At 64.9% G+C, this 26924-nt stretch carries 21 protein-coding genes; 9 read left to right on the top strand and 12 right to left on the bottom strand.

What is annotated here, in order from left to right; genetic code table 11:
- The first annotated feature begins 98 nt into the window (after positions 1-98).
- The 4 genes from ACVIW0_RS32775 (at position 99) to mctP (ending at position 4100) form a co-directional block, all read left to right on the top strand.
- Entirely contained in the window at positions 99-1010 is a 912-nt protein-coding gene (locus ACVIW0_RS32775) for a LysR family transcriptional regulator (protein WP_461356118.1), read from the top strand.
- A 291-nt stretch (positions 1011-1301) separates the two neighbouring features.
- Complete coding sequence (locus ACVIW0_RS32770) at positions 1302-2273, top strand: Bug family tripartite tricarboxylate transporter substrate binding protein (RefSeq protein WP_461356117.1); 972 nt, start codon at positions 1302-1304, stop codon at positions 2271-2273.
- Between the two features lie 142 nt (positions 2274-2415).
- Positions 2416-2601 (top strand): DUF3311 domain-containing protein, encoded by a 186-nt coding sequence (locus tag ACVIW0_RS32765; protein ID WP_024581224.1) that lies wholly within the window; start codon positions 2416-2418, stop codon positions 2599-2601.
- Between the two features lie 8 nt (positions 2602-2609).
- Positions 2610-4100 (top strand): monocarboxylate uptake permease MctP, encoded by a 1491-nt coding sequence (mctP, locus tag ACVIW0_RS32760; RefSeq protein WP_461356116.1) that lies wholly within the window; start codon positions 2610-2612, stop codon positions 4098-4100.
- On the opposite strand, the gene ACVIW0_RS32755 is transcribed toward mctP, so the two are convergent.
- Positions 4071-7544: an indolepyruvate ferredoxin oxidoreductase family protein gene (locus tag ACVIW0_RS32755; RefSeq protein ID WP_461356115.1), complete on the bottom strand. Its 3474-nt coding sequence runs from the start codon at positions 7542-7544 to the stop codon at positions 4071-4073. The two genes, mctP and ACVIW0_RS32755, sit on opposite strands and share 30 nt — an antisense overlap.
- Before the next feature lie 156 nt (positions 7545-7700).
- Here ACVIW0_RS32755 and ACVIW0_RS32750 point away from each other — a divergent pair, with 156 nt between their 5' ends.
- On the top strand, positions 7701-8156 hold the full coding sequence (locus ACVIW0_RS32750) for an Lrp/AsnC family transcriptional regulator (protein ID WP_461356114.1): 456 nt from the start codon (positions 7701-7703) through the stop codon (positions 8154-8156).
- Between the two features lie 172 nt (positions 8157-8328).
- Here ACVIW0_RS32750 and ACVIW0_RS32745 read toward each other — a convergent pair whose 3' ends face one another.
- Positions 8329-8826 carry a hypothetical protein gene (locus ACVIW0_RS32745; protein WP_461356113.1) on the bottom strand — a complete coding sequence of 166 codons (498 nt, stop codon included), beginning with the start codon at positions 8824-8826 and terminating at the stop codon, positions 8329-8331.
- A 77-nt stretch (positions 8827-8903) separates the two neighbouring features.
- Entirely contained in the window at positions 8904-9311 is a 408-nt protein-coding gene (locus tag ACVIW0_RS32740; protein ID WP_461356112.1) for a hypothetical protein, read from the bottom strand.
- A 129-nt stretch (positions 9312-9440) separates the two neighbouring features.
- On the opposite strand from ACVIW0_RS32740, the gene ACVIW0_RS32735 reads away from it, so the two are divergent.
- The gene (locus ACVIW0_RS32735) at positions 9441-10361 is read left to right on the top strand and encodes a LysR substrate-binding domain-containing protein (RefSeq protein ID WP_461356111.1); all 921 of its coding nucleotides are present in this window, start codon (positions 9441-9443) and stop codon (positions 10359-10361) included.
- Positions 10362-10588: 227 nt separating this feature from the next.
- Here ACVIW0_RS32735 and ACVIW0_RS32730 read toward each other — a convergent pair whose 3' ends face one another.
- From ACVIW0_RS32730 to ACVIW0_RS32720, 3 genes are read right to left on the bottom strand one after another with little or no spacing between them, the layout of a single operon-like run.
- On the bottom strand, positions 10589-11386 hold the full coding sequence (locus ACVIW0_RS32730) for a fumarylacetoacetate hydrolase family protein (RefSeq protein WP_461356110.1): 798 nt from the start codon (positions 11384-11386) through the stop codon (positions 10589-10591).
- A gap of 12 nt (positions 11387-11398) precedes the next feature.
- Entirely contained in the window at positions 11399-12763 is a 1365-nt protein-coding gene (locus ACVIW0_RS32725) for an LLM class flavin-dependent oxidoreductase (protein ID WP_461356109.1), read from the bottom strand.
- Positions 12764-12787: 24 nt separating this feature from the next.
- Entirely contained in the window at positions 12788-13840 is a 1053-nt protein-coding gene (locus tag ACVIW0_RS32720; protein ID WP_461356108.1) for an Ldh family oxidoreductase, read from the bottom strand.
- A 400-nt stretch (positions 13841-14240) separates the two neighbouring features.
- On the opposite strand from ACVIW0_RS32720, the gene ACVIW0_RS32715 reads away from it, so the two are divergent.
- The gene (locus ACVIW0_RS32715; RefSeq protein ID WP_461356107.1) at positions 14241-18350 is read left to right on the top strand and encodes a bifunctional diguanylate cyclase/phosphodiesterase; all 4110 of its coding nucleotides are present in this window, start codon (positions 14241-14243) and stop codon (positions 18348-18350) included.
- On the opposite strand, the gene ACVIW0_RS32710 is transcribed toward ACVIW0_RS32715, so the two are convergent.
- The 3 genes from ACVIW0_RS32710 to ACVIW0_RS32700 form a co-directional block, all read right to left on the bottom strand.
- Positions 18324-18665, bottom strand: coding sequence for a hypothetical protein (locus ACVIW0_RS32710; RefSeq protein WP_461356106.1), 342 nt, complete (start codon positions 18663-18665; stop codon positions 18324-18326). The genes ACVIW0_RS32715 and ACVIW0_RS32710 overlap by 27 nt on opposite strands.
- Positions 18666-18721: 56 nt before the next feature.
- Positions 18722-18961 (bottom strand): DUF2171 domain-containing protein, encoded by a 240-nt coding sequence (locus tag ACVIW0_RS32705; RefSeq protein ID WP_050403738.1) that lies wholly within the window; start codon positions 18959-18961, stop codon positions 18722-18724.
- A 72-nt stretch (positions 18962-19033) separates the two neighbouring features.
- Positions 19034-19504 (bottom strand): cupin domain-containing protein, encoded by a 471-nt coding sequence (locus tag ACVIW0_RS32700; protein ID WP_461356105.1) that lies wholly within the window; start codon positions 19502-19504, stop codon positions 19034-19036.
- A gap of 218 nt (positions 19505-19722) precedes the next feature.
- Here ACVIW0_RS32700 and ACVIW0_RS32695 point away from each other — a divergent pair, with 218 nt between their 5' ends.
- Together ACVIW0_RS32695 and ACVIW0_RS32690 are read left to right on the top strand one after the other, a co-directional pair.
- Positions 19723-20322 (top strand): 3-keto-disaccharide hydrolase, encoded by a 600-nt coding sequence (locus ACVIW0_RS32695; RefSeq protein ID WP_461356104.1) that lies wholly within the window; start codon positions 19723-19725, stop codon positions 20320-20322.
- Positions 20323-20673: 351 nt separating this feature from the next.
- The gene (locus tag ACVIW0_RS32690) at positions 20674-21789 is read left to right on the top strand and encodes an acyltransferase family protein (RefSeq protein ID WP_461356103.1); all 1116 of its coding nucleotides are present in this window, start codon (positions 20674-20676) and stop codon (positions 21787-21789) included.
- 22 nt (positions 21790-21811) lie between these two features.
- Here the strand turns inward: ACVIW0_RS32690 and ACVIW0_RS32685 are convergent, their stop codons facing one another.
- From ACVIW0_RS32685 to ACVIW0_RS32675, 3 genes are all read right to left on the bottom strand, one after another.
- Positions 21812-23314 (bottom strand): hypothetical protein, encoded by a 1503-nt coding sequence (locus tag ACVIW0_RS32685; RefSeq protein WP_461356102.1) that lies wholly within the window; start codon positions 23312-23314, stop codon positions 21812-21814.
- Positions 23315-23407: 93 nt separating this feature from the next.
- Entirely contained in the window at positions 23408-24514 is a 1107-nt protein-coding gene (locus ACVIW0_RS32680) for a glycoside hydrolase family 5 protein (protein WP_461356101.1), read from the bottom strand.
- Between the two features lie 65 nt (positions 24515-24579).
- Positions 24580-26889 carry an exopolysaccharide transport family protein gene (locus ACVIW0_RS32675; protein ID WP_461356100.1) on the bottom strand — a complete coding sequence of 770 codons (2310 nt, stop codon included), beginning with the start codon at positions 26887-26889 and terminating at the stop codon, positions 24580-24582.
- Positions 26890-26924 lie beyond the last annotated feature (35 nt).

Genomic DNA, 26924 nt, shown 5'->3' with positions numbered 1-26924 from the left:
CATTCAACCCTTTAGATGCAATGTCCTCCTCACTGTGATAATCCCGATAAAACTGGAAGCATTATCCAGCCAGCGCTGATAATCCGGACGTAGCCTGCATGGATCGCCTGACCAGCCTGACCGCCTTCGTCCGGGTCGTGGATGCCGGCGGCTTTTCCGCGGCCGGCCGCAAGCTCAATATGTCCACCACCACGGTGAGCAACCATGTGCAGTCGCTGGAGGACCGGCTCGGCGCCCGGCTGCTCAACCGCACGACGCGCAAGGTCAGTCTCACCGAAGTCGGCCAGGCCTATTACGACCGCTGCGTCCAGATCCTCGCCGAGATCGAGCAGGCCGACGACATCGCCGGCGCATTACAGGCGGTGCCACGCGGTACGCTGCGCATCTACACCAACACCCATCTGGCGCAGTTCCTGTCGCCTGCGGTGGTCGAGTTCCTGGCGACCTATCCGGAGGTCAAGGTTGACCTCGCGATCGGCGAGCGCAATGTCGACCTGATCGACGAGAATTACGATCTCGCGGTGCGCATGCTCCCGCCGCCGGATTCCAGCCTGATCGTGCGCAGCATCGCGACCTGGCGGCACGTGCTGTGCTGCTCGCACGGCTATATCGAACAGCACGGCAAGCCCGCGCAGCTCGCCGACCTTGCGGAACGCAATTGCATCCGGCACGTCAATTATCCCTATGGCGACGACTGGCATTTCGTCGACCGCAAGGGTATGCCGGCTTCGGTGAAGGTCAGCGGCAACCTGGTCGCCAACAGCGGCGACACGCTGCGGCTCGCGGCACTGGCCGGCGTCGGCGTGTTCCTCGCGGCTGGCTTCCTGGTGCGCAACGAGCTCGAGTCCGGCCAATTGGTCCGGCTGTTGCCCGAGTACCGGCCGGTCGAGTTCACCATGAACGCGGTCTATCCGCACCGCCATCATCTCTCGGCGAAGGTCCGCACCTTCATCGATCTCCTGGTGCATCACGCCACCGAGCAGCAGAAGCTGATCAATCCGTATTCGTGAGGCGCGTGGAAAGAACCGCGCATGCAAAATCTATCTCCGTCATCCCCGCGCAAAGGCTTCGCCTTTGTCGCTGGAGGTGCGAGCCTTGCGGCGCAATTGCGCCGCTGGGCGAGCCTCGAAGGATGAATCGGCCAGCAGCAGGGCCGTCGATCCTTCGAGACGCGCGCGAGAGCGCGCTCCTCAGGATGACGGGACTAATAGTATAGTGCTCACTTCCGCGTCATGGCGACCCGGCATCCCTTGCATGGCGCACCCATGTATCAAGGTCGCGTCACCTGCCGGGGGCCTGCCATGTCGCTTCGTGTTCTGATCGCCATCCTGTTCGCGATCGCAACAAACCTGCTGGTCCAGGCGCCGGCGTGCGCCGCTTATCCCAATCACGTCGTCAGGATCGTGGTGCCGTTCGCGCCGGGCGGCGGCACCGATGTGGTGGCGCGCACGCTGGCGCAGGAGATGCAGAAGGATCTCGGCGTCACCGTCATCATCGAGAACAAGCCGGGCGCCGGCACCATCATCGGCACACAGAGCGTCGCGGCGAGCCCACCCGACGGCTACACGCTGCTGATGGCGACCTTCGCCAACGCGGTCAATCCGAGCCTCTACAGCAAGCTGCCCTATGACGCGCATAAGGATTTTGCCCCCGTGGCGCTGGTGGCGCGCTCCTTCAACGTCGTGGTGGTCAATCCATCCTCGCCAATCAAGTCGATCGCCGATCTGATCGCGGTCGCAAAGGCCGATCCGGAAAAGCTGTCCTATGGTACTTACGGCACCGGCACCTCGGCGCATCTCGCCGGCGAATTGTTCAAGCACATGGCGTCCGTCAACCTCACCACCGTGCCCTACAAGGGCGCGGCGCCGGCCATCACCGACCTCCTGGGTGGCCAGATCCAGGTGATGTTCACGACGGTGGCGAGCTGCGCGTCGCTGGTCGAAGCCGGGCAGCTGCGCGCGATCGCCGTGACCTCGGCTGAGCGCTCGCCGTCATTCCCGAAACTGCCCACTGTGTCGGAAGCCGGCGTGCCGGGCTACGCCGCGGAATCCTGGTACGGCCTTTACGCACCTGCGAACACGCCGCCAGACATCATCGACCGGCTCAACAAGTCCGCCGCCAAGGCCGTGCAGGCTGAGGCCTTCAGGAAGCTCAGCGTCAACGAGGGCCTGGTGATGGTGGCCGAGCCCCCAGCCGAGCTCGAGCGCTACTTTGCCGGCGAGGAGGCGCGCTGGCGCAAGGTGATCCAGGACGCCGGCATCAAGGCCGAATAGGCGGCATGCGCCAGGTGACGATCACATCTTTTTGCGTCGCATTGCCGGAACCGTGATTCTAGACGCAACGAACGGGTTCCTGGATCGTTGAGGTCGGCGGAACTTCCCGCCTTGAGCTATTCCGCTCGTCAAAGAGTAGGCCATGTGGATTTTGTTGCTGCTGCCGTTCATCGGCTTGCTGTGGGTGCCGTTCTATAATTTCGCCGAGCCGTCGCTGTTCGGCTTTCCGTTCTTCTACTGGTACCAGCTCGCCTGGGTGCCGATCTCCTCGCTCTTGATCTGGCTGGTCTATCGCAGCCGCCAGCCTGACGCCGACGAGCAGCGGTGAGGGGAGAGATGACCGATCATATCGCCTGGGTGGCGCTCTCCGTCTTCGTCTTCTTCTTCGCGCTCGTCACCGTGATGGGCTTCTTCGCCGCGCGCTGGAAATCCGGCCCGGTCAGCGAGCATCTCGACGAATGGGGCCTCGGCGGCCGCCAGTTCGGCACCTGGATCACCTGGTTCCTGGTCGGCGGCGATTTCTACACCGCCTACACCGTGATCGCGGTGCCGGCACTGGTCTACGCCGTCGGCGCCTATGGCTTCTTCGCGCTGCCCTACACGATCATCGTCTATCCCTTCGTATTCGCCGTCATGCCGGTGCTGTGGAAGAGGGCGCATGCCAACGGCTACGTCACCGCCGCCGACGTCGTCCACGGCGCCTATGGCTCGCGTGCGCTCGAGCTCGCGGTGGCGCTGACCGGCCTGGTCGCGACCATGCCCTATATCGCGTTGCAGCTGATCGGCATGGAGGTGGTGATTAAGGCGATGGGCCTGACCGGCGAACTGCCGATCATTGCCGCCTTCGTGATCCTCGCGCTCTATACCTACAGCTCCGGCCTGCGTGCGCCGGCGCTGATCGCCTTCGTCAAGGACATCATGATCTACATCGTGGTGCTGACCGCCGTGGTCGTGGTGCCGGCGAAGCTCGGCGGCTACGGCGCGGTGTTCTCCGCCGCCAACGACGCCTTCACGGCCAAGGGCGGGGCCACCGGGCTGACGCTGAAGCCCGCCCAGTATCTGCCCTATGCGACGCTGGCGCTCGGCTCGGCGCTGGCCGCCTTCATGTATCCGCACACGCTGACCGGCATCTTCGCTTCGAAGTCGGCGGATACCATCCGCAAGAATGCGATCCTGCTGCCGGCTTATACGCTGCTGCTCGGTCTGATCGCGCTGCTCGGCTACATGGCCTATGCCGCAGGGATCAAGGTGACGTCACCGAACGACGTGGTGCCGATGCTGTTCAAGACGCTGTTCCCGGAATGGTTCGCGGGCTTCGCGTTCTCGGCGATTGCGATCGGCGCGCTGGTGCCGGCGGCGGTGATGAGCATCGGCGCCGCCAATCTGTTCACCCGCAATGTCTGGAAGTCCTATGTCAATCCGGACATCTCGCATGCCGGTGAGGCGTCGGTGGCGAAAATCACCTCGCTGGTGGTGAAGGTCGGCGCGCTCGCATTCATCCTGTTCCTGCCGACGCAATATGCGCTCGACCTGCAACTGCTCGGCGGCCTCTGGATCGTGCAGACGCTGCCGGCACTGGTATTCGGCCTGTTCACGGTCTGGTTCCGCGCCGAGGGCCTGCTGCTCGGCTGGGCCGTCGGCATCGGCTGGGGCACCTATACGGCCTGGAGCAACGGGCTGAAGCCGCTGGCCAGCATCACGCTCGGCGATAGCAGCTATACCTTCTATGTCGGGCTCGGTGCGCTCTTGCTCAACATCGCGGTGGCGGTGATCGCGACCGTCCTGCTCGGGTTGATCTCACCCGCCAAGCGCAGCGCGGCGGCCTGAACCTTCGTGCGTATCTGACGGGGCGGAGGTGAGAAGCGCGGTCAGCCGCGCGACCTCCGCCCTGGTCTTTGCGATGGCGGCGTCCTTCACCGGGCCGTAGCCACGAATCTCCATCGGCGCTTTTGCGATCGCCGTGAGATCAGCCAGTCGCGCCGCGTCGAGCTTGCCGAGCATCATCTCGATCAGCGCCTCGTACCATGTGATCAGCTCACGCTCGGCCCGCCGCTCCGCGGTGTAGCCGAACACGTCGAACGCCGTGCCGCGCAACCCTTTCAGGCCCGCGAGCAGCCGCAGCGGCATCTGGATCCATTGCCCGAATGCGCGCTTTCTCGGCCGTCCGCGTGCATCCTGCCGTGCCGGGAGGAAGGGTGGGGCGAGGTGGTACTGCACCGTGAAGTCGCCGTCGAACTCGCGCTTGAGTTGATCGAGGAAGCCGGTCTGCATATGCAGCCGCGCCACCTCATATTCGTCCTTGTAAGCCATCAGTTTGAACAGCGACCGTGCCACGGCGTCGGTCAATGTCTCACTGCCGAGCGCCGCTTCGGCGCGGCGCACGCGATCGACTGTGGCGCGGTAGCGTGCCGCGTAGGCTGCGTCCTGATAGCCGGTGAGGAAATCGACGCGGCGCGCGATCGTCTGGTCCAGCGTCTCCGGTGCGCTGGCGGCACTGTCGGCCTTCGGCAGGAAGTCCGGATCGGCAAAGGCGAGCCGGCCCCACGCCAGCGCCTGCTTGTTGCGCTCGATGGCGACGCCATTCAGCTCGATCGCGCGCATCAAGGCCTCCAGCGACACCGGCACCAGGCCCTGTTGCCAGGCAAAGCCGAGCATCATGATGTTGGCATACACGCTGTCGCCGAGCAGCCGTTCGGCGAGCGCGTTGGCGTCGATGGTGGTGAGGTTGCCCGACCCGATCACCCGCTCGATGGCGCGCAGGCGAACCGGCGAGGCGAGGTCGGCGTCGCGGAAGCGCACCACGTCGCCGGTCGGCATCTCCGCGCTGTTGACCGCGGCTCGCATGCCCTTGCGGTAGGTGCCGGACGCCTTTGCCGACGAGCTCACCACCAGATCGCAGCCGATCAGCGCATCGGCTGCGCCCTGGTCGATCCGCACCTGATGCAGTGCGCCGGGCTCTGCCGCCAGCCGCAGGAAGCTCAGCACCGGGCCGAATTTCTGGGCGAAGCCGGTGAAGTCGAGCACCGAGACGCCGCGGCCCTCGAGGTGCGCAGCCATCGCGATCAATGCGCCGACCGTGATGACACCGGTGCCGCCGACGCCGGTGACCAGGAGATCATAGGGCTTGTCGAGTGTCGCACATTCCGGCGTCGCCAGCGTGGCAGCGCGTGCGAGCGGATCGATCGCGCTTGCGCTCTTGGCCCGGCGCTTGCCGCCCTCGATCGTCACAAAACTCGGGCAGAAGCCGTTGAGACAGGAGAAATCCTTGTTGCAGGTCGAGAGGTTGATCTTGCGCTTGCGGCCGAACGGCGTCTCTTTCGGCTCGACGCTGAGGCAGTTCGATTCCACCGAGCAGTCGCCGCAGCCTTCGCAGACCAGATCGTTGATGGTGGCAAAGCGCGCGGGATCTTCGATCGTGCCGCGCTTGCGCCGCCGCCGCTTCTCGGTGGCGCAGGTCTGCTGATAGATCAGCACGGTGACGCCTGAAATCTCGCGCAGCTCGCGCTGCACCGCGTCCATCTCCTCGCGCGGATGGAGGGTGACGCCGATCGGCAGGTCCGCCGGCGAGAAATGCGCGGGATCATCTGACACCAGCGCGATCCGCGACACGCCTTCGGCGCGGACAGCGTGCGCGATCGCCTGCACGCTGACCGGGCCGTCGACCGGCTGGCCGCCGGTCATCGCGACTGCGTCATTGAACAGGATCTTGTAGGTGATGTTGGCATTGGCCGCGATCGCTTGCCGGATCGCCATCGAGCCCGAGTGATAATAGGTGCCTTCGCCGAGATTCTGGAACACGTGGCTGTTGCCGGTGAATTTCGACGATGCCGCCCAGTTGACGCCTTCGCCACCCATCTGGATCAGAGAGGAGGTCTCGCGGTCCATCCAGCTCGCCATGAAGTGGCAGCCGATGCCGGCCAATGCCTTGGAGCCCTCGGGCACCTTGGTCGAAATGTTGTGCGGGCAGCCCGAGCAGAAATACGGCGTGCGCGTCGCGCCGGGGACTGCGATGGAGCGATCCTGCTCCGGCCTGAGCGCGGCAACGCAGCGGGCAAGCTGCAATTCCGGAAACATCGGATCGAGCCGCCGCGCCAGCACGTCCGCAAGCATGCGCGGCGACAATTCGCCGGTCCAGGAGATCAGCCGCGCGCCGGTTTCGTCATGCTTGCCGACCATCCGCTCCGGCTTGGCGCCGGGATAGTCGTAGAAATATTCCTTGAACTGGCTCTCGATGATGCCGCGCTTCTCCTCGACCACCAGGATCTCGCGCTTTCCTTTCACGAACTCCATCGCATCGTGCAGCGCCAAGGGCCACACCATGCCGACCTTGTAGATGTCGATGCCGAGGCGCCGGCAGGCGGCCTCGTCCAGCCCGACCAGCCGCAGTGCCTCCATCAAATCAAGATGCGCCTTGCCCGTGGTGACGATGCCGTAGCGCGCGTCCCTGATGTCGTAGATGCGGCGATCGATCGGGTTGGCCTTGGCGAAGGCGTAGACTGCGTGCTTCTTCGCTTCCAGCCGCTCCTCGATCTGCGGACCAGGCAGATCCGGCCAGCGATAATGCAAGCCGCCGGGCGGCGGCACGAAATCCGGCTGGATGAAACGGCGCGGGGCGGGCAGCTCGACCGAGGCGCCGGATTCAACGATCTCCGAGATCGCCTTGAAACCGACCCACATGCCGGAAAAGCGGCTCAGCGCGTAGCCATATTCGCCGAACGCGAGGTATTCGCCGACATCGGCCGGATGCAGCGTCGGCATGAACCAGCTCATGAAGGCGACGTCGGATTGGTGCGGCATCGAGGATGACACGCAGCCATGATCGTCGCCGGCAACGACCAGCACGCCGCCATGCGGCGAGGAGCCATAGGCGTTGCCGTGCTTCAACGCGTCGCCGGAACGGTCGACGCCGGGGCCCTTGCCGTACCACAGCCCGAACACGCCATCGACCTCGCGATCCCGCTGCGTCTCGACCTGCTGCGAGCCGAGCACGGCGGTCGCCGCGAGGTCCTCGTTGACCGCTGGCAGGAATTCGATGCGGCTGTCTTTCAGCAGCGCGCCGATCTTCCACAATTCGAGATCGAGGCCGCCGAGCGGCGAGCCGCGATAGCCGGAGATGAAGCCCGCGGTGTTGAGACCGGCGGCGCGGTCGCGCCTGATCTGGTCGAGCGCGATGCGGACGATCGCCTGCGTGCCGGTGAGGAAGACGCGGCCGCGTTCCCTGCTGTAGCGCTCGGAAAGCTGGTAGGCGTCGAGCAGCGGCATCTGGCCCATGATCGGTCCCTCGGGGAATCGCGATGTCTGACCGGACAAGGCTATGCCTGCGGGGCTGGTAGGTCTTACCTATCTATTCATTGAGCGAGTGAAAATCGGCAAAATATTGCTAGATTAGCCATGATGCGGTAAAATCTACCAAAGCGGAGCTTCGCAATGGTCGAAGAGCAAGACGAGAAAATCCTCGCCGAGCTGCAAAGGGATGGCCGTGCCACCAACCAGCAGCTTGCGGAAACCGTGGGGATGTCGACCTCGGCGTGCTGGCGCCGGGTCCGCGCGCTGGAAGAGTCCGGCGTCATCTCGGGCTATTCGGCGCTGGTCGCGCGCGAGCGTGCCGGCTTTGCCACCTCGGCGATCCTGCACGTCTCGCTGGAGCGGCACGACGTCAAATTCGTCGACGAGTTTGTCGCGCGGGTGATGCAGCGGCGCGAGGTGCTGGAATGCTTCGCGACCACAGGCGACGCCGACTATCATCTGCGCGTCGTCGTGCGCGACATGGAGGCCTACAATAGATTCCTGGACGAGTTCATGTTCCGCATCCCCGGCATCCGCCACGTCCGCACCAATGTGATCCTGAAGGAAATCAAGACCGGCGTGGCGCTGCCGTTCTAGTTCGTCGCTCGAGATACGCGCGTCTCTCTCTCCCACGTCATTCCGGGGCACGCGAAGCGAGAGCCCGGAATCCATCAAGCCGCATAGCATGTGGAGCAATGGATTCCGGGCTCGTGCTTCGCACGCCCTCAGGTGCGCAATTGCGCACCGGGGAATGACGAAGGATAGACCTCTACGCCTCCGCCGCCTTGGCCCGCATCAGGATCATGAACACGATGACATGGCTGACCAGCAGCAGCGGCACGTAGAGCGCCGGAATATAGATGCCGGCGCCGAACAGGCCGGGATCGGCATTCTTCGTCGCGCCCATGTAGTAGGCGTTGAGAAGATCCAGCGTGCCCCAGATGTTGAACAGCCAGACGATCGGGATAGCGATCGGCCAGCGCCACGACAGGGCCGCCATCGAAAGCAGCGCGAGAACTGCGGCGATCAGGTCGCCCCAGCCGACCGCGCCGGCAAACACCGGATTCACCTCCGGTGACACGAAGCCGGTGACCAGGAAGTTCATCCCGAGAAACCGGAAGGCATGGAACGCTGCAAGCAGCCGCAGCGCCTCATCGCGCGGCCAGGTGCGGAGCGCCGGCCAGACATAGGTTGCGGCCACCACGGCGCTGGTCAGGAATGCTCCGGCAACGCTGAGCAGGAATGGAATGTTGAGACTGACTGGCACGGTCGGGATTCCTTGTGATGATCCGTTCGGTCCGGAAGGTCGAACCCGATGGATCGGGCTAGACCTCGGCCAGGCGTTCAGGGTTTGGCCAACAGCAGGCGGAGTGGCAGCAGCGGGCCGACCGCGATGTAGTCGTGGTCCATGATATCCAACTTGGACAACGGCAGGCCCTCCATGATCGTGTGCGCCTCGGACGTATCCTTGGCGTCGAGCAGCAAGATCACGCCGCGCCCGTCGGACCGCGAATACCATTCGCGCACCTTGCCATTGAGATAGAGCTGCACGGTCTGGCGGATTTCATCCGGCATCACGGCCATCACCTGGTCGCGGGTGACGCCGGCCTTGACGGTCAGGATGACCATCACGCCGGTGGTGATGGGGGAGATGGCTTGGGCTTGTGTCTGGGCAGGGGAGGAAGTGGTCATGGTGGTGGCGCCTGTCAAAGTGAGGGTGAGGGCGAGGATGGTGTGACGGATGGTTTTCATCGGTCGGGTGTCTCCGCTCACGACATCGTCGTGATGCCGCGTGGATCAGCGCGGATCGCGCCGTTGCTTGTGGCTTCGATATAGGACGCGCTTCCCGTGCGCGACTATTCGCGATAATGTTGACGGGCCATGAAGCAGAACTTCACAGTCCGGCAGGGTGCGCTTGACGGTGTCGAAGCGTTCCTCAGCGTCGCCCAGCACCGCAATTTTCGCCGCGCGGCGACCGAACTCGGGGTGACGCCGTCGGCGATCAGCCAGGCGGTGCGCGCGCTCGAGGCGCGGCTCGGCGCCGTGCTGTTCATCCGCACCACCCGGAGCGTCGGCCTGACCGAAGCCGGCGAGCGATTTCTCGCGCGCGCAAGGCCCGCGTTCGAGGAACTGGTGGCCGCGAGCGGCGCGGCGCGCGAGCTCGGGCAGAAGCCGGCCGGGCTGTTGCGGCTCACCGTGCCGCGTTCGGTGGTGCCGATCCTGCTGGAGCCGCTGATCGCCTCGTTTTGCAAGGCCTATCCCGAGATCGAGGTCGAGCTCGCCGCCAGCGAGGAACTGGTCGATCTCGCCGCCGGAGGTTTCGATGCCGGCATCCGGATGGGCCAGTTCATCAACCCGGATATGGTCGCGGTGCGCCTGACCAAGCCGTTCCCGTTCGCGATCGTCGGGAGCCCGGATTATCTCGCGCGCCGCGGCCGCCCCAGGCGTCCGGATGATCTGCGCGCCCATGCCTGCCTGCGGTTGCGACGATCAAACGGCGGACTCGCGCCATGGTCGCTGAACGACAATGGGCGTTCGATCGAGCTTGCCGTGTCCGGCTCGTTCATCGGCCATGATTTCCCGACGCTGGTCGGCGCAGCGCTCGAAGGCGTCGGACTGGCGCAAGTGCCCGCACCGCTGATTGCGGGCGCCGTGAAGGAGAAGAAACTCGTCCGCGTGCTGGATCAATTCGCGCCGACGACGCCGGGCGTGTTTCTCTACTATCCCGGCCATCGCCAGATCATGCCGAAGCTGCGTGCGTTCATCGATCACGTGAAGCGCCGGCCGGCGGCTGGGCGGTGAGTTGAACGCGGATTTGCGGACCTTCGATCAAGCAGTCCGCTTGGCGGATTGCGCACCGCTCTCCCAGCGCGTCATCCGGGGCTCGCGAAGCGAGAGCCCGGAATCCATTCCACCGCTTGTTTCGCTGCTCAATGGATTCCGGGCTCAGCCCTTCGGGCTGCCCCGGAATGACGGAGAGGGGTGGCGCCGCGATCGTTGAGGCGCGGGCGCAGGGCAAGTCGCCTGCCTCACACCTTCTCCCTCACGAACCGGTTCCGCAGCGTGCCGATGCCGGTGATGTCGATCTCGACCACGTCACCGTCCTTCAAGTCAGGTGAGGCGCCGTCGGTGCCCATCCAGATCACATCGCCGGGCGACAAGGTGAAATATTTGGTTAGCTCGATCAGGAACGGCACGATGCCGAAGATCATCTCGTTGGTGCGGAAGCGGCCGGTCTCCTTGCCGTTGACGCGGATTGCGGTTTCCATGCGGTCGAGATCGACATCGGTCTCGATCCACGGCCCCATCGGCTTGAAGGTGTCGGCGTTCTTCGAGCGCCACAGGCTGCGGTCCGCCTTCTGCCAGCTGCGCTCGGAGACATCGTTGCCGATCGTGTAGCCGAACACGCAGTCCATCGCATTGGCTTCGGTGAGGTGCTTGGCCGTCTTGCCGATCACGACGACGAGCTCGCCCTCGTAATGGATCTTCTCGGTCGCGCTTGCCGGGATCACGACGTCCTCGTCATGGGCGATCAGCGCGTTCTGCGCGCGGTAGCCGATCTCGGGACGGTCGGGGACGTTCGGCACCGTGCCGGCCTTGTCGGCGGCTTCCTTGAGGTGCTTCAGATAATTGAGCCCGACGCAGTAGAAGGTGCGCGGGATCAGCGGCAGCTCGATCTTGACGTCCTTCAAGGCGTGGGTCTTCGCCGTCTTGCTCCATTCACCGAACGGATCGCCGCTGACGGTGGTAACGGTGTCGCCCTCTACGAGGCCCCAAGAAGTCGTGCTCGCGGTATTGCCTTTGGCCGTGAATTTCAGCCAGCGCATGATGATGTCCTTCTATTCCGCAGCCTGCGCGCGGGTCTTCCAGGCGCCCGAGGCGGGGCGTTTGAGCCCGAGATTCTCGCGCAGCGTCGTGCCGGCGTAGTCCTTGTGGAACAGGCCGCGCTTCTGCAACTCGGGCACCACATGGTCGACGAAGTCGGCATAGGAGCCCGGTACATAGCTCGCCGCGACGACGAAGCCGTCGCAGCCGCGGCTAACGAACATTTCCTCCAGCCGGTCGGCGATCTCCTTCGGGCCGCCGACCATCGCGTCCTGCACCTGGCCGCGACCGGAGAAGGTGATGAAATCGCGGGTCGAGGGATTGGTCTTGCCGGAGGTGCGCAGCACGCCGTCGCGGATGCCGAGCATGCCTTGCATGCCCTGCAATTCCTCTGTCGTCAGCGGCTCGTCGATGCCCTTGGCGCCGAAATCGAAGTTGAGGCCTTCGGCGAGCAACGACAGCGCGTCGATCTCGAGCGGCAGCTTCTGGATCAGAGCCATTCGGTCCTCGGCCTCGGCCTTGGTCGCGCCGGTGATCGGCGTGATCAGGTTGCAGAGGAACATCTGGTCGGGATCGCGCCCGGCCTTGGCGGCTTCGCCCCGGATCGCGTCATAGCCCTGCTTGGCATTGGCGAGATTACGCGCCGCGGTGAAGATCACTTCGCCCCAGCGCCCGGCAAAGCGCTGGCCGCGGCCGGAGGCGCCGGCCTGGATCACCACGGGATGGCCCTGCGCCGAGCGCGGCACGGTGAACGGGCCGCGCGAGGTGAAGAATGCGCCTTTGTGGTCGAGCCGCTTCACCTTGGTCGGATCGGCGAATCGGCCGCTTCTCTTGTCGATCACCAGCGAGCCGTCTTCCCAGGTGTCCCAGTGGCCGAGCACCACCTCCATGAACTCGTCGGCGCGGTCATAGCGGTGATCGTGCTCGAGATGCTGTTCGCGGCCCATGTTGAGCGCTTCGCCGTCATTGACCGACGTCACCACGTTCCAGGCGGCGCGGCCGTTCGTCATCAGGTCGAGCGTGGCGAAGCGGCGGGCGACGTCGAACGGCTCGAAATAGGTGGTCGACGCGGTCGAGGCGAGGCCGAGCCTGGTGGTGACCATGCCCATCGTGGTCAGCACCACGATCGGGTCCATCTTCACGCAGCGGATGCCGTATTCGACGGTGTGGGCGTGATCGTTGCCGTAGCGATCGGGCATCGCCAGGCGGTCGTCGAAGAACGCCATGTGGAACTTGCCGCGCTCCAGGATGCGCGCGATCTCCTGGTAGTAATCCGCCGACATCGAGTCGTCGCGCGATTCCGGATGGCGCCAGGAACTCGGCAAATTGCTGCAGTTCTGCGCCTGCAAGAAGCCAACCAGCGCCATTTGCCGTGTCATGTCGTTCTCCTCCGTGCGGATATGTCAGCGCAGGTCGAGCTGGTCGGTCAGCTTGTAGTCGGCGGCGAGTGCCTTGAGCTTGTCCCAGGTCGCGTCCTCGATCTCGATGCCGTTCTTGCGCCGTTCGATCTCGCGGAGATGTTCGACCTCGCCGGGATAGAACACGCCGCGGCTCCCTTCCGAGGGCGGCGTCGATTTCAGGTAGCGGGCGAAGTCGGCGACCTCCTTCTTGAAATCTTGCAATGGGCGGAACGCGGCGACGTTGAACACCGCCATGAAGCAGCCGTCGTTATGCCGGCCCGTCGGCTCGACGCCGAAGCCGAGCCCGGTCAACAGACCGCACAGCACCTCGACCATCGCGGCCAGCCCCGAGCCCTTGTAGCCCTCGCTGCCGCCGAGCGGCAGCAGCGCGCCGCCCTTGCGGTAGTCTCTGGGATCGGTGGTGTCGCGCCCCTCGGCATCGATGATCCAGCCGTTCGGGATTTGCTCGCCACGCGCCACCGCGAGCTGGATCTTGCCGGCAGCGACCGCCGAGGTCGCCATGTCGAGATAGAACGGCGCCTCGAGATCGGACGGCACCGCAATCGAAAGCGGATTGGTGCCGAGCCGGGCTTCGCGGCCGCCGAACGGCGCGACATGTTTCGGCGAGCGGCCGGAATCCGCGGCGGCGATCCCGATCATGCCCTCGCGCATCGCCATCATGGGATAATGGGCGAGGCGCCCGACATGGCTCTGCCGGAACACGGTGCAGGCCGCGACATTGGCCGTCTTCGCCTTGTTGATGGTCATCTCCATTGCCTTGGCGTTGACGTGGAAGCCGAAACCCCAATGGCCGTCGATCACGGTGGTGGTCGGGGTTTCCTGCACGACGGTCCATTTCGCGCCGGGCACGATGTGGCCGGCCTTGATCCGGTCGATATAGGTCGGGATCGCGATCACGCCGTGGGAGTCGTGGCCGGCGAGGTTGGCGTTGACGCAACCGGAGGCGACGGCGCTCGCCTCCTCCTCCGATGCGCCGGCGCCTTGCAGCAGCGCCGCGCCGATGCGCGTAAGACGGTCGGCCTGGACGATCGGCATGGGATTTCCTCGCGGTCGGCCCGCGTGCTGCGCGGGTCTTGCTTGCTGTTGTCAGGCTCATGCTCTCAAAGCGCCGAGGGGCGAGCAAGGGCAGAAAATCCGGTCCGCCATACCGCCAGCAGGGTGCTGGCGGCGATGATTTCACGGAGTGGAACGGCCGCGGTCGCGATGCGGAATTTGGCGGCTCCGGGGGTCGACCGCGGCGGCCATCCGCCCCGTTCGGCGCACCGCCTCAGGCTGACACACCGGCGTCCGTAATATCCCGGAAAATCGCCATCCGCGTTCGTCAGCCGTTTACTTTGTCGTGCAACTTGCCGGATACGCTAACCACCACTTAGGCCTATCGCGGGCAATGTTCCGCTCCAGTGTGAAGGGGGTGGCCCCGGGGCCTTCAGGAATCGTGCAGTCGAGCATCGGGCGTACATTCGCGGCGTTGAATGCCACCAACGAAGCAATCCTGTACGCGAAATCACCAGAAGAGCTGTACGGGAAGGTCTGCGAAGCCGCGTTCTCGAGCGGGAGCTTCCTGGCCACGACTGTATTCTTGCTGGAGCCGGATACCGGTCTGCTGACCTTCGCAGCCGGTTGCGGCGAGGATGTCGCACGTCTGCGCAGCATCACCATTTCCACGATCGCCAATCTGCCGGAAGGCGAGGGCGTCGCCGGGCGGGCGTTTCGCGATCAGACCGCCTGCGTCAGCAATGACTATGTCAACGATCCCCGTTCGGCAGCATGGCGCAGCGGCGCCGCGGCGGGTGGCGTCGGCGCGGCGGCGGCGATGCCGCTGGTCTGCGGCGGGCGCAGCGTCGGCGTCTTCATGGTGACGCGGCGCGAGGTCAATTCGCTCAGCGAGGAGATCGTCTCGCTGCTGGGGCGCATCGCGGCGAACGTCTCCTATGCGCTGGACAATTTCGACCATGAGGCGTCGCGCAAGAGCGGCGAGCGGGCCATGCGCCGGCTCAACCGCATGTTCGGCGCGATCAGCGCAACCAACGAGGCGATCCTCCGCGCCAAGACCGAGCAGGATCTCTATCAGCGGGTCTGCGATGCGGCGGTGTTCAGCGGAAAATCCTTCGCCACGGTGGTGCTGCTGGCCGAACCCGACACGCACTGGCTCGAGCCGGTCGCCGGTACCGGCGAGGCGATCGAGCTGATCACGCAGACGCGCTTCTCGACCGATCCGGACAACGTCTACGGCAAGGGCATTTGCGGCGAAGCGTTCCGGACCCAGCGGCCCTGCGTCGAGCACGACATACCGCTCTCGACGGGTCCGTCGGAGGAGCCAGCCGGCGGCAGCGGCCTGATGGCCTGCGTCGCGCTGCCGCTCACCCGGTTTGGCAGGAGCATCGGCGTCCTGATCTTCTTCATCGGCAACTCCTGGGCGTGCGACGGCGAGATCATCGCGCTGCTGGCGGGGATCGCCGAGAATGTCTCGGTCGCGCTCGACAATTTCGGCCGCGCCACCGAGAAGGCCAAGGCCGATGCCGAGCGCGAACGGCTGTCACGGATGTTCGCGGCCTTGAGCGCGACCAACGAGGCGATCATGCGCGCACGGTCGCGGCTCGAGATGTTCGAGCTGGTCTGCGCCGCCGCTGCCCATGGCGGCGGGTTCAACTCCACCAGCATCCTGATCGCGAAACCCGGCGACGATTTCCTGGAGATGATGGCGGTTGCCGGTCCGACCGCGGAGAATGCGCGCCGCCTCAACGTCTCGCGCAGCGAGGAGCGCCCGGAGGGGCGCGGCGTCTGCGGCCGCGCGTTTCGCTCGCGGCGGTCCTGCATCAACAACGATTTCCTGGGCGATGCCGTCAACAGCCCGTTCCGTGAAATCATCGACCGCGAGGATGCGCGATCCGGGGCGGCGTTTCCGTTGATCGTCGACGACGAACCGGTCGGCGTGATGCTGTTCATCTCGGCCAAGCGCAACACCTTTACGGCTGAGTTCGCCGAGCTGCTGCAGCGGCTCGCCGACAACGTCTCCTACGCGCTCGGCAGTTTCGATCGTGCCGACGAGAAGGCCCGGACCGAAGAGCAGAAGGAACGGCTGCGGCGGATGTTCGCGGCGCTGAGCGCCACTAACGAGGCGATCATGCGGGCGAAATCCCGCAGCGAGCTGTTCGATCTGGTTTGCGATGCCGCAGCCGTCGGCGGCCAGTTCATCTCGGCCACGATCAGGCTGGTGCGCCCGGGCGAGGTGTTCCTGGAGAATGTCGCTGCTTCCGGCCCCGACCGGGTGCGCGCCCGCGAGGTCCAGCTGTCGGCCGACGCGACGCGCCCCGAGGGACAGACGCTGACCGGTGTCGCGATCCGGACCCGCAGGCCCTGCATCAGCAATGATTATCTCAGCGACTTCGGACCGGAATCGCATGTCTATCCGGCGGTCCGTGACAGCGGCAGCAAGTCCGGCGCGGCGCTCCCGCTGCTCAAGAACGGCGAGGCGATCGGCGCGCTGGTGTTCCTCTCCGGCGAATACGGCACCTTCAGCCCGGAGATGATGGCGCTGTTGCAGCGGCTCGCCGAGAACGTCTCATTTGCGCTGGCCAATTTCGACCGCGCCGACGAGAAGGCGCGGGCCGATGAGCAGAAGGAGCGGCTGTCGCGGATGTTCGCGGCGCTGAGCGCGACCAATGAGGCGATCATGCGGGCGAAATCCCGCACCGAATTGTATCAGCTGGTCTGCGAGGCTGCCGCGACCGGCGGCAGATTCACCTCGACCACCATCGCGCTGGCGCAGCATGGAAGCGACTATCTGCGGATTGTCGCAATCGCGGGCCCGTCGGCCGAGGGCGCGAGCCAGGTGACGCTCTCGATCAGCGAAGCGCATCCCGAAGGGCGCGGCGCCTGCGGCAGGGCGTTCCGGTCCGGCAAGGCCTGCATCATCAACGATTATTTTGCCGATACCGAGACCGCCGCCTTCCATGAGCGGGCGCGCCTCGACGGCACGCAGTCCGGCGCCTCGTTCCCGCTGATCGTCAGCGGGTGGGTGGTCGGGGTCATGATCTTCGTCGCGACCGAGAAGGACACCTTCACGCCGGAATTCGCCGAGCTGCTGCAGCGGCTGGCCGACAATCTCGCCTTCGCGCTCGAGAGCTTCGATCGCGCCGACGAGAAGCACAAGGCCGACGAGCGCATCGAATATCTTGCCTCGCATGACAGCCTGACCAATCTGCCGAACCGCGAGACGTTCAACCAGATGCTGCACCACGCGATCTCGGCCGCGGATCGCCATCGCCGGCAGCTCGCGGTGCTGTTCATCGATCTCGACCGTTTCAAGATCATCAACGACTCGCTTGGTCACGACGCCGGCGACATGCTGCTGGTGGCGATCGCCGAGCGGCTGCGAGCATCGTTGCGCGCGAGCGACGTGGTGGCGCGGCTCGGTGGCGACGAGTTCGTGGTCATCCTCGAGGAAACCGCCGAACGTGACCACGTCGAGCGGATTGCCGGCGATCTGCTGGTCTCGCTCAGCCGGCCGCTGCAGATCAGTGGACACGAGTGCCACACCACGGCCTCGATCGGCATCGCGATGTATCCTGCCGACGGCTCCGACGTGCAGACACTGACCAAGAATGCCGACATGGCGATGTATCTCGCCAAGGAGGACGGCAAGAACGGCTTCCGTTTCTTCTCCAACGAGGTCAGGGCGCAGTCGATCGAGCGCCTGACGATGGAGAGCGCGCTGCGCCGCGCGCTGGAGCGCAACCAGTTTTCGCTCGACTATCAGCCCAAGGTCGACATGGCGAGCGGGCAGATCAGCGGCGTCGAGGCGCTGTTGCGCTGGACCCATCCCGAGCTCGGCAAGGTGTCGCCGGGCCAGTTCATTCCGCTCGCCGAGGAAGTCGGCCTGATCGTGCCGATCGGCCGCTGGGTGCTGAAGGAGGCCTGCGCGCAGAACATGGCGTGGCAGCTCCGCGGCCTCAAGGCGGTGACCATGGCGGTCAACCTGTCGCCCCGGCAGTTCGGCGATCCCAATCTGCTCGACGACATCGACGAGGCGCTGGCGGCGAGCGGCATGCCGCCGTCGCTGCTGCAGCTCGAGGTCACCGAAAGCATGGTGATGCGCAACGTGACGCGCGCGGTCCGTGTGCTCGACGCGATCCAGAACCGCGGCATTCGCCTCGCGATCGACGATTTCGGCACCGGCTATTCGTCGATGTCGCTGATGAAGCAGTTCCCGATCGATACGATCAAGATCGATCGCTCCTTCGTGCGCGACTTGCCCAATGATTCCGAGGACGTCGCGATCGCGCAGGCGATCATCAGCATGGGGAAGGCGCTCGGCATGACCATCGTCGCCGAGGGCGTCGAGACCTCCGAGCAGCACGAGTTCCTGCGCGCGCATGCCTGCGACGAGATGCAGGGATTCCTGTTCAGCCGGCCGTTGCCGCCGCGCGACCTCGCCGAACTGTTGACGACGGCACCGACGTCGCCTCCGTTACAGCCGGCGCTGGACGAAGCGGCGATCGGCGAGGCCGAGCCGGGCCTAGGGCGGAAACGCGCTGTCGTCTGACGGCTGCACCGGCAGGTCGCGGACGTCGGAATCGGTCGATGCAACCTTGCGCGAGAAATCATAGGGCCACGGCAGCATGGTCTGGCCGGCCAGCGTCTCGCGCAACACGCGCGTGCCGTCGGCAAAGCTCGCACCGTCGGGCAGCCGCAGCTGTCGGCACCGGTGGGACGGCAGCGGGCCGGCGGCATCGCGCAATTCGAAGGCCGGCCCCCACCACCACGCCGGCGCCGGCGGCCGCTCCGGTTCCGGAATGGCACGCCATCGCGCGAACTCGTCGGCAATGCGGGCGAATTGCAGTCTGGCGGCGGGATGCATCGAAGGCCCTTCTTTGGGCTGCAATGATAGCATCGCCCCCATCTTGTGCAACGCGGCTATTGGCGACCGTGCTGCCAATGTGCGGTCACATCGGAGCCCGATTTGTTGAGGTGAACGTGCTGGTCGACATGGTCGACCCAGGATAGCGGAATGAAATGATGGTGCTGGCCGTCAGGCGAGCTTTGCTTGGTCAGCTTGATTTTGTCGGTGCCTTCCATGTGGTCGACTTTGCCGACCGTTTTCTTGTCCGACGAGATCACGTCCATATGTTCCCGAATGTCGGCTGCTGTTGCCATTCGTTATCTCCTCGTCATGATGATGAGGGAATGCAACGCCGCGTGGAGACGAAGGTTGCTATCGGCTTCCGGCTACTTCTCTTCGACTTCGGTCGCGGTGGCCGGGCCTTCGCCCATGATCAGCAGCACGGCATCCTCGTCCTTGGCGCCGTCCCAGTGTACCTGTTTGCCGAAATGGGTGACGAAACTTCCGGCCGGCATCGCCACCGTGCCGTGCTCTGGATCGAACTTCGAGCCCGACCCGACCCACCAGGTGCCCTTGAGCACGACGATGTAACGGTCGTTGGGATGGAAATGCGGGTGGCTGAAGTGATTGCCCTTGGTCCATTTGGTGTAGACCATGTAGAAGCCGGGCTTCGAGGGGTCGCCGACCACGACGGCGTTCTGCGCGCCGCGCGCGTCGACCGGGCTCCAGGGAATCTGGTCCGGCAGCTTGTAGGTGACGGCGGCCGGATTGAGCTCCGCCGCGGAGCTGACGCTCAACATGCCGGCAAGGGCCAGCGGCATCATCAGGAATCGCCAGGATCGGTTCGACGCCGTCATCGGATGCTCCCAGATCAGTTCTCTCGGGCAACTGCCGCGCCCGTATTCCGCAAGATGCTAATCGCGCTGGCTTGCGCCGGGCAAGACGCCTCCGCGCATGTCTGACCTCAAGATTGCGACAAGGGTTCGTGACACAACGCAGTTGCAACATGAAAAACGATTTACGCCGCTGCAGACGATGATAGGTTGCGCGCCAACCAAAAGACGGGAGGATAACCTTGAAGAAGCATCTGTCGATACTGGCGGCGGGACTCGTGATCGGTGCGGCCGCTCTGCAATTCTCGACCACCGCATCAGGTGACGACGGCTGGGTCACGCTGCTCGACAGCTCCAAGAAGGGCGACTGGGACGAGGTCGGCAAGGCCAATTGGGCGATGAAGGACGGCGCGCTGGTCGCCGACAAGCTCGACGGAAAGGATCTCTCCTATCTCGTCAGCAAGACCCAATACAAGGACTTCCAGATCCGTGCCGAGTTCTGGACCGACGAGGACGCCAACAGCGGCGTCTTCATTCGCTGCGAAGGCAACAAGGTGATCGACTCCAAGGTCTGCTACGAGGTCAACATCTTCGACAAGCGGCCGGACCCGACCTACGGGACCGGCGCCATTGTCGATGTCGGCAAGGTCGATCCGATGCCGAAGGCGGCCGGCAAGTGGAACGTCTACGAGATCACGGCGCAGGGACCGCATTTCGTCGTGACCCTGAACGGACAGAAGACCGTCGATGCGCAGGACTCCAGGCACGCCAACGGCTACATCGCGCTCCAATATGGCTCCGGCGTGGTCAAGTTCCGCAAGGTGCAGATCAAGCCGCTCTGACAGCGTCTTTGCGAATGAGCCAGGCGGCCGATGGAGCCGCCGGCTGGCGATACGGCGTCGGCATTCGTTTGCGACATCCGGACGCGGTCGAGTCCGCGATCAATGCAATTAACGCTTAAGGTAAACAGGAAGTCTGCTGCCGCAGGCTATAGCGTGCCGCATCAAATGCTGCTCTCCTCGCATTGAGGATGCCCGACCGGCTCGGAGAGAGGTCGGGCATTTGTGCATCTTCAATGACCCGCCGATGAGCGAGGCAGGTGTTGCGCCGCGGACGCGGGAACCCGAACAACGGCAGGGTTCGCCGAGCAAGCTCCGCCAATCCGAACGTCGAGGCGGAGCTAAACAAAAACCATGGCCGAAACCAGCACGTCCTATCGACCGGAACTCGACGGTATTCGCGCGATCTGCATCCTGTTCACCGTGGCCAACCATGTCCGGGGTACGCCCTGGTTCGTCAATGGCTCGGTCGGTGTTGATATCTTCTTCGCCCTGAGCGGATGGCTGATCACCTGGTTGCTGCTCCACGACACCCATGAAGGCAAGACGTCCAAGCTCGCGTCATACTATATCCGCCGCGTCTTTCGCATCGTGCCGCTCTACGCGCTGACCATCATTCTGTATGGCTTGGCGGCGCTGACGCTCAAGCTGTTGATGGGAAATGGCGAGGAAGTCATCAATTTCCGTGACAACCTCCCCTATCTCGCGACGTTCAACGGCGAGTATATGCACCAGGAAAACGGAACGCTGTTCGGCCATTCCTGGACGCTGGGGATCGAGGAAAAATTCTACATCATCTGGCCGTTCATCATGGTGGCGTTGTGGAATTCCCGCGCCGTTGCCGGCGCCGCGCTGGTGGGCGCCTTGTTCTCCCTGATCTGGCTCGGACAAAACCCGGAACTCCTGATCCGCGGCTATGCCGGGTTGAGCTTTGGCGCCGCCTTGGCCGTGGCCGCTTCACAATCGAGAAGCCTGACCCGCCGGCTCGCGTCGAAGGAGACCGCCACTACGGCGCTGGTTGGAATTGCCGGCGCCTATGTCTGTTCGCTGGCCTGGCCGCATCCGTTCATATGGAACGTCTGCATCGCGCTGTTCGCCGCGGGTCTGATCGGAAGCCTGTGGCTGGGAGAAGCTGGATGGCTCAACCGGATGCTGTCCTTGCGCCCGCTCACTGCGGCCGGCCGGCTGACCTATACGGTCTATCTCACCCACGTCCTGGTCATGAACGTGGTTCTGCTGGCGCTGGCGAAGTTGCACGTGACGTTGCCTTGGCTCGCGCTTTTCGTCCTGTGTTACCTGGCGTCGATCGCGGTCGCGTACCCGCTGCACCGCATCGTCGAGAAGCCGCTGATCGAAGTTGGCCGCACGCTTGCGAAACGGTTTGCCCGTCGCGCCGCGCAACGACCCGACCCGACCGTTGGAAATCAGCCGCTGCGCGCAACTGTCTGGGGAGACACTGCCGGAACGTAAGGGCGGCCGGAGAGGTCGTCCGCTACCGATCGTGGATGTCTCGATCGGGGCTTTGCGTGCGCAGGTGATGACCGATCACCAGCCCGGTCAGGCACAGCAGCAGCCCGAGCGCCGGCGGCGCAAACAGCGCCTCTTCCTGGAAGATGCCGTTGACGAGCACGACGATGCTGCCGAAGGCGGCGAGCCCCTGCGTGAGATTTCCGGACTGCGCGTAGAGGCGCCATGCCTTCAGCGCCATCGCGAAGAAGAAGCCAAGCGGCACCAGCGAGGCGATGCCCATCTGGTAGAGCAACACGCCGACCGCGCTCTCCACCGCGCCTTCGACGCTGCCGGCCTGCTGCGCGGCACTCCAGTCGATCGAAAAGTAACCTTCGCCGAAATTGCCGCCAACGCCCAACCCGCGGCCGAACGGGTTCTGCAGGAAGCCGTTCCAGCCGCCCATGAATCCGATCACATGAAAGTCGCCGATTTGCAGTCCGACATGGATGGCGACCATGACGTACAGGGCGAGCGCGCCGAGACCGACGACGAGGGTCGTGACCGCGCCGAGCAGCCAGGTCGAGGTCCAGGCAAACGCCACGAAGATGACCAGGATGAGCGCGCCCTTCACGCTGCAGCAGATCAGCAACGGTATCGCGGCCAGGGCGAGCCAGCGATATCCGACCGAGAACAGGAACAAGATCGAAAAGGCTACTCCGTAGCCGAAGCTGATCGGGCTCATGTTCGGCCCGAAAATGCGGAGGATCGACGACAGTCCAAGATCCTCGAACAGCGGGCTGTTGAGGAAGTTGAAGCGGAAGCGGTCAAGCAGATCCACCGGCACGTTGCCGGTGGCGCGCATGTCGGCCTCCCAGGCTCCGGTGCGCGTCGCCTTGAGTTCGTCGAACCCCCAGAATGTGTAGCCGTTGGTGATGTACAGCCAGACATCGCGGAACAACAATTCCACGTAGCCGCAGACGATCAGCAGCGCCGCGACGGTCGCCAAGAAGGGTGTCGCGCGAACTTCGAAGGTTGCGGCCGTCAGCAGCGACAGCTGAAACAGAAACACCGGCAGCGCGATGTTGCGCAAATAGACCAGCGCCGGCCGCGGATCCTGCGTTGCGCCGAGCAGGAAATACACCGTCACGGTGGCGAGCGCGATCAACCCCCATTTCATGATCCGGTCGATTTCGGGAGAATGTGCGCGCTGGCGCAGCGCATACAGTGCCAGCGTCACCAGCCACATCACCGCGCAGACGAGGAAGTTGTAGCCCTTGACGAACTCCATCTCCTGCTCGCCCGCAATGTAGGACGAAAGAATCGAGACGAACAGATTCTGGAAGAAAATGATGAAGATGGCGATCGATGGCGCATAGGCCGGCGCCGCGAGCACGATGGCGCAGCCGATCAGGCTTTCAACGACGATCGTGAGCCCGGCATTGGCCGCCTGCATGATCGGCGCGAATGCGATCGATGCCACGGCGATGCCGAGGGCGGGAATCAGGTCGCCGGCCAACAGCGGCCGCGGGGCTATCTCTGCTCGCACTGGCTCTGACCTAGAATGCCGGACGTGCGGGCGTACCGCGCCCGTATCGTCGATCTAGCCGCGCATTGTGTAAGAACCGGTTAACCAGAAGGCTCAGCGGGTCCCGAGCAGCGCGCGCAGCACGTCGCGGTCGGCCTTGCCGGTGGCGGCGTCGGCCAGCCCAAAGCCCTGCGACAGCTCCCAATGGGCCCAGCCCCAGCACTGTTGCCGGGCATAGGTCGTCACGCCGGCGAGCCAGCGCAGCCGGCTGTCGCGCGGCGCCCCGGCCTTGAGCACACCGAATTCATTGATGATGATCGGACGCGAATATTGCCGCTGCCAGGCGACAGCGGGCGCGAGCCATTGCTCGATGCCGCGGTCGGGGGTGGCGCGGTCGACCATCGCGAGCGCCTTGGGCTTGTTCAATGCGGTGAGCTGCGCGCGCAGCTGCTGAACCCTGGGATCGTCGGCGCGAAGCGGATAGGGCAGCCCGGTGACGTCGTGCAGCGGCTCATCAGGATCCCAATGGGCCTGATGGGTGAACACCATCGGATCATAGAAATGGATGGCATAGACCACGTTCGGATCGTCGAGCGGCGTGAGCCCTGGCAGCGAATCCGCGCGTTGCCAGTTGACCGGGCCCGTGATCAGCGTGGTTTGCGCCAGCAAGTGGCGAATGAATCCGGCCAGCTCCCGGACTTCGCCCTGCCATTGCGTGGCATCGACCTCGGGCTCGTTCAGCAGCTCCGCAAACACGCGATCGGGCGGGTAGCGCTGCATGATGCGTGCGAGCTCGGTCCAGGCGCTCTTCATCTCGGTCATCGCGGCGGGCGGATCGTCCCTGTGCAGCGGGTTGAAGCGCTGGCCGGAATGCAGGTCGATCGAGACGGAATAGCCGAGCGCGAGCAGGGTCCTTAGCGCGGCATCGACGGTGTGCAGGCGGCCGTCGATCTCCGCTTTGGTGGCGAAGCGCGGCATGACGACGTCGGCAGGCACCGGCAGCCGGATGTGGGTCAAGCCGGCCTTGCGCAGCTCGAGCAGCAGGCTGCGAGGCGGCGCCGATCGCGGATCAGCGATCCAGCCGTCGGCGTTGACACCTCGTGACAGCGCGGTCAGCCGGTCTTCCGGAACGCCCTCGATCAACGCGGGGCAGGCCCGCGCGGCAACCGAGAGCAAAATGGATGCGGCGGCAATGATGGCGGGGATCGGCGGCCGGTGCATCGGACGATCAACTCGCGTTCGCCGGCGCAGGCGCGCTGCGCAAGGCGGCGCGGCTGGCGCACCGCTCACGCATATTGCTTGTCAGGTTGCTGCTTTGCGGCAGTGGACTGGAGTTCGTTGAGAACGACACCGGCAAGCTTGCGCTCGGCACCGCCGAGCGCCGTGATGATGTCTTCCATCGATGCGTTGATGTCGCGATCCACCGGCAGCGCCGCGACCAGCCCATCGGCCATGTCGAACAGCCGCTTTTCGTCCGCACCCCACGGCATCGCCGGACCGTCGAGGATCACGAGGTCGTGGCCACCGGCGGAGCGCGCCTGCGCGATCGCCCTCCGGATCGGCTCGGTGGAATTGCCCCCGATCACCGGCAGGATCGCAATGCCGTTAGCCGTGTTGACGGCGCGTGACGCCTTGCTGCCGATGGTGAGCCAGTCGAGCCGGCTCGGCTTGCTTTGCACGGGATGGCCGACCCTGTCGGTCAGCGCGTGGGCGGTCGCATCCGCATCGATCAGCAGGACGCGGGCGCCGTCGCGCGCGGCGACCAGCGCGATGTTGAGCGCGACCACGCTGCGATCGGGTCCGTCGGCGCTGCCGATCACGGCCAGCACGGGGACGCTGCCCGGCGCCGTCCGCGTCGCCAGCGCCGCGTGGATCTGTCGCATCGTGTTGGAGAACGGGCCGAGCGCGGAGCTGGTGCGCAGCGTCGGCCAACCGAACCGCGTGACGTCGACCAGGCTGTCGCCGCTCAGGATTCCGCCGAGCGTGCGCATCACGTCGGATTCCTGCAGCTCGGCGATCAGCGGCTTCTCGACCACCGGCGTGTCGATGGTGCCGGCAGCCGGCTGCATCGCAGGCGGCGCCGGCACGAGCGGCTTCGCCTTGGCGATCACGGGCCGCCGTTCCGATGCCGGATCCTGCTTCGGCTGGAGCTTGGGGCGGATCGGATCGGCGCCGGGCGCGAGCTGGCGGGCAGCCACGATCCAGCCCGCCGCGGCGAGCCCGCCGAACATGAAGCCGATCATCGCGAGCAGGCTCATTGCCGGCGGAAAGGTGCGCTGCTGCGGGATCGTGGCATCGCCGATCACGCGCGCGCTCGAGGTGTTGAGGCTCTCCTGTTCCTCGGTCTCGCGCGAGCGCTTGAGGAAGGACTGGTAAACGTCGCGGCTGGCTTCGACCTCGCGCTCGAGTTCGCGCAGCCGCACCGAGGCCTGGCTCATCTGCACGCTCTTTCGCTTCTGAACGTCTAGCGCCTTGTTGAGCGAGGCCTCGTAGTCGCGGGCCCGGGTAAGATTGTTCTTGGCGGCCAGAGCAACGCGGTCGACCTCTTCCTTGATGGTGCGGCGCAGGTCTTCGACCTGTTGCTCGACCTTGCGCAGATCCGGGTGGCGTGGCCCAAGCTCGCCCTGCATTTCCGCCAGCCGCTTCTTCGCATCGGCGTATTGCGAGCGCAGATTGGCGATCGTCGGCGACTGTACCGCTTCGGGGATCGCGCCCGGGTCGGTCGCGCCGCGACGGGTGGCCTCGATCTGGTCGTAGCTGGCCTGCGCATCGAGGGTTTGGGCGCGCGCTGCGGCCAGCCGCTGGTTGCCGCCCGAGAGCTGCTGGTCGGTCAGCAGATTGTCCTGCGAGCCGACGAAATTGTTCTGCGCCTTGTAGGCCGCGAGCGCCTCTTCGGAATTGCGCAGACGCTGCTGCAGCTCCTTGAGCCGGCCGGAGAGGTCGCGGGTGGCGCGCCGCGCGGCATCGGCCTGCGACTGCTTGGACTCGCTGAGATAAGCCTTGGCGATCGCGTTGGCGAGCATCGCCGCCTTGACGGGATCGTGCGACCACACGTCGATGTCGACGATGAAGGTGCGATCGGTCTTCTTGACGTTGATATGACGGTTCAGCGTATCGAGCGTATTCATCTCGATCTGCTGTTGCTGTTCCGCCGTGGTTCGCGGCTCGATGCCGATCAGGCCGAGCAGCGAGCCGAGCAGGCCTTTGCCTGCGGCGCCGCCGCCGAACTCGGAGTCCCTGACGAGGTTGGTGTCGCGGATCACCTGCAGCAGCACATTGTTTGATGTGATCAGGCGCGACTGGCTTTCGACAACCATCGACAGGCCGGAGACGTCCTGGGCGCGCGGCGTCAGTTCGCGCTCGACGAGTTGGAGTTCGCGTGGATCGACATATAGCTGGGCGCCGGCGGTGTATTTCGGCGTCAGGCTCTTGCCGATCGCAACCGCGATGCAGGCGCAGAGCAGGGCGACCGAGACGATCGCGACCTTGCGTTCCCACAGCAGCCGGATCAGCTCGAGCACGTTGAAGCCAACCGGGCTTGCGGCCCGGCGCGGCTCCGGTTTGGCCGAGTTGATCGGCTGGTCATAGCTAAGCATCGACCCCAGCTTCCGTCTGAATGGCCGCACGCATC

Source organism: Bradyrhizobium sp. USDA 4454, assembly GCF_054822705.1.
This window is presented reverse-complemented; position numbering and strand designations above follow the sequence as displayed.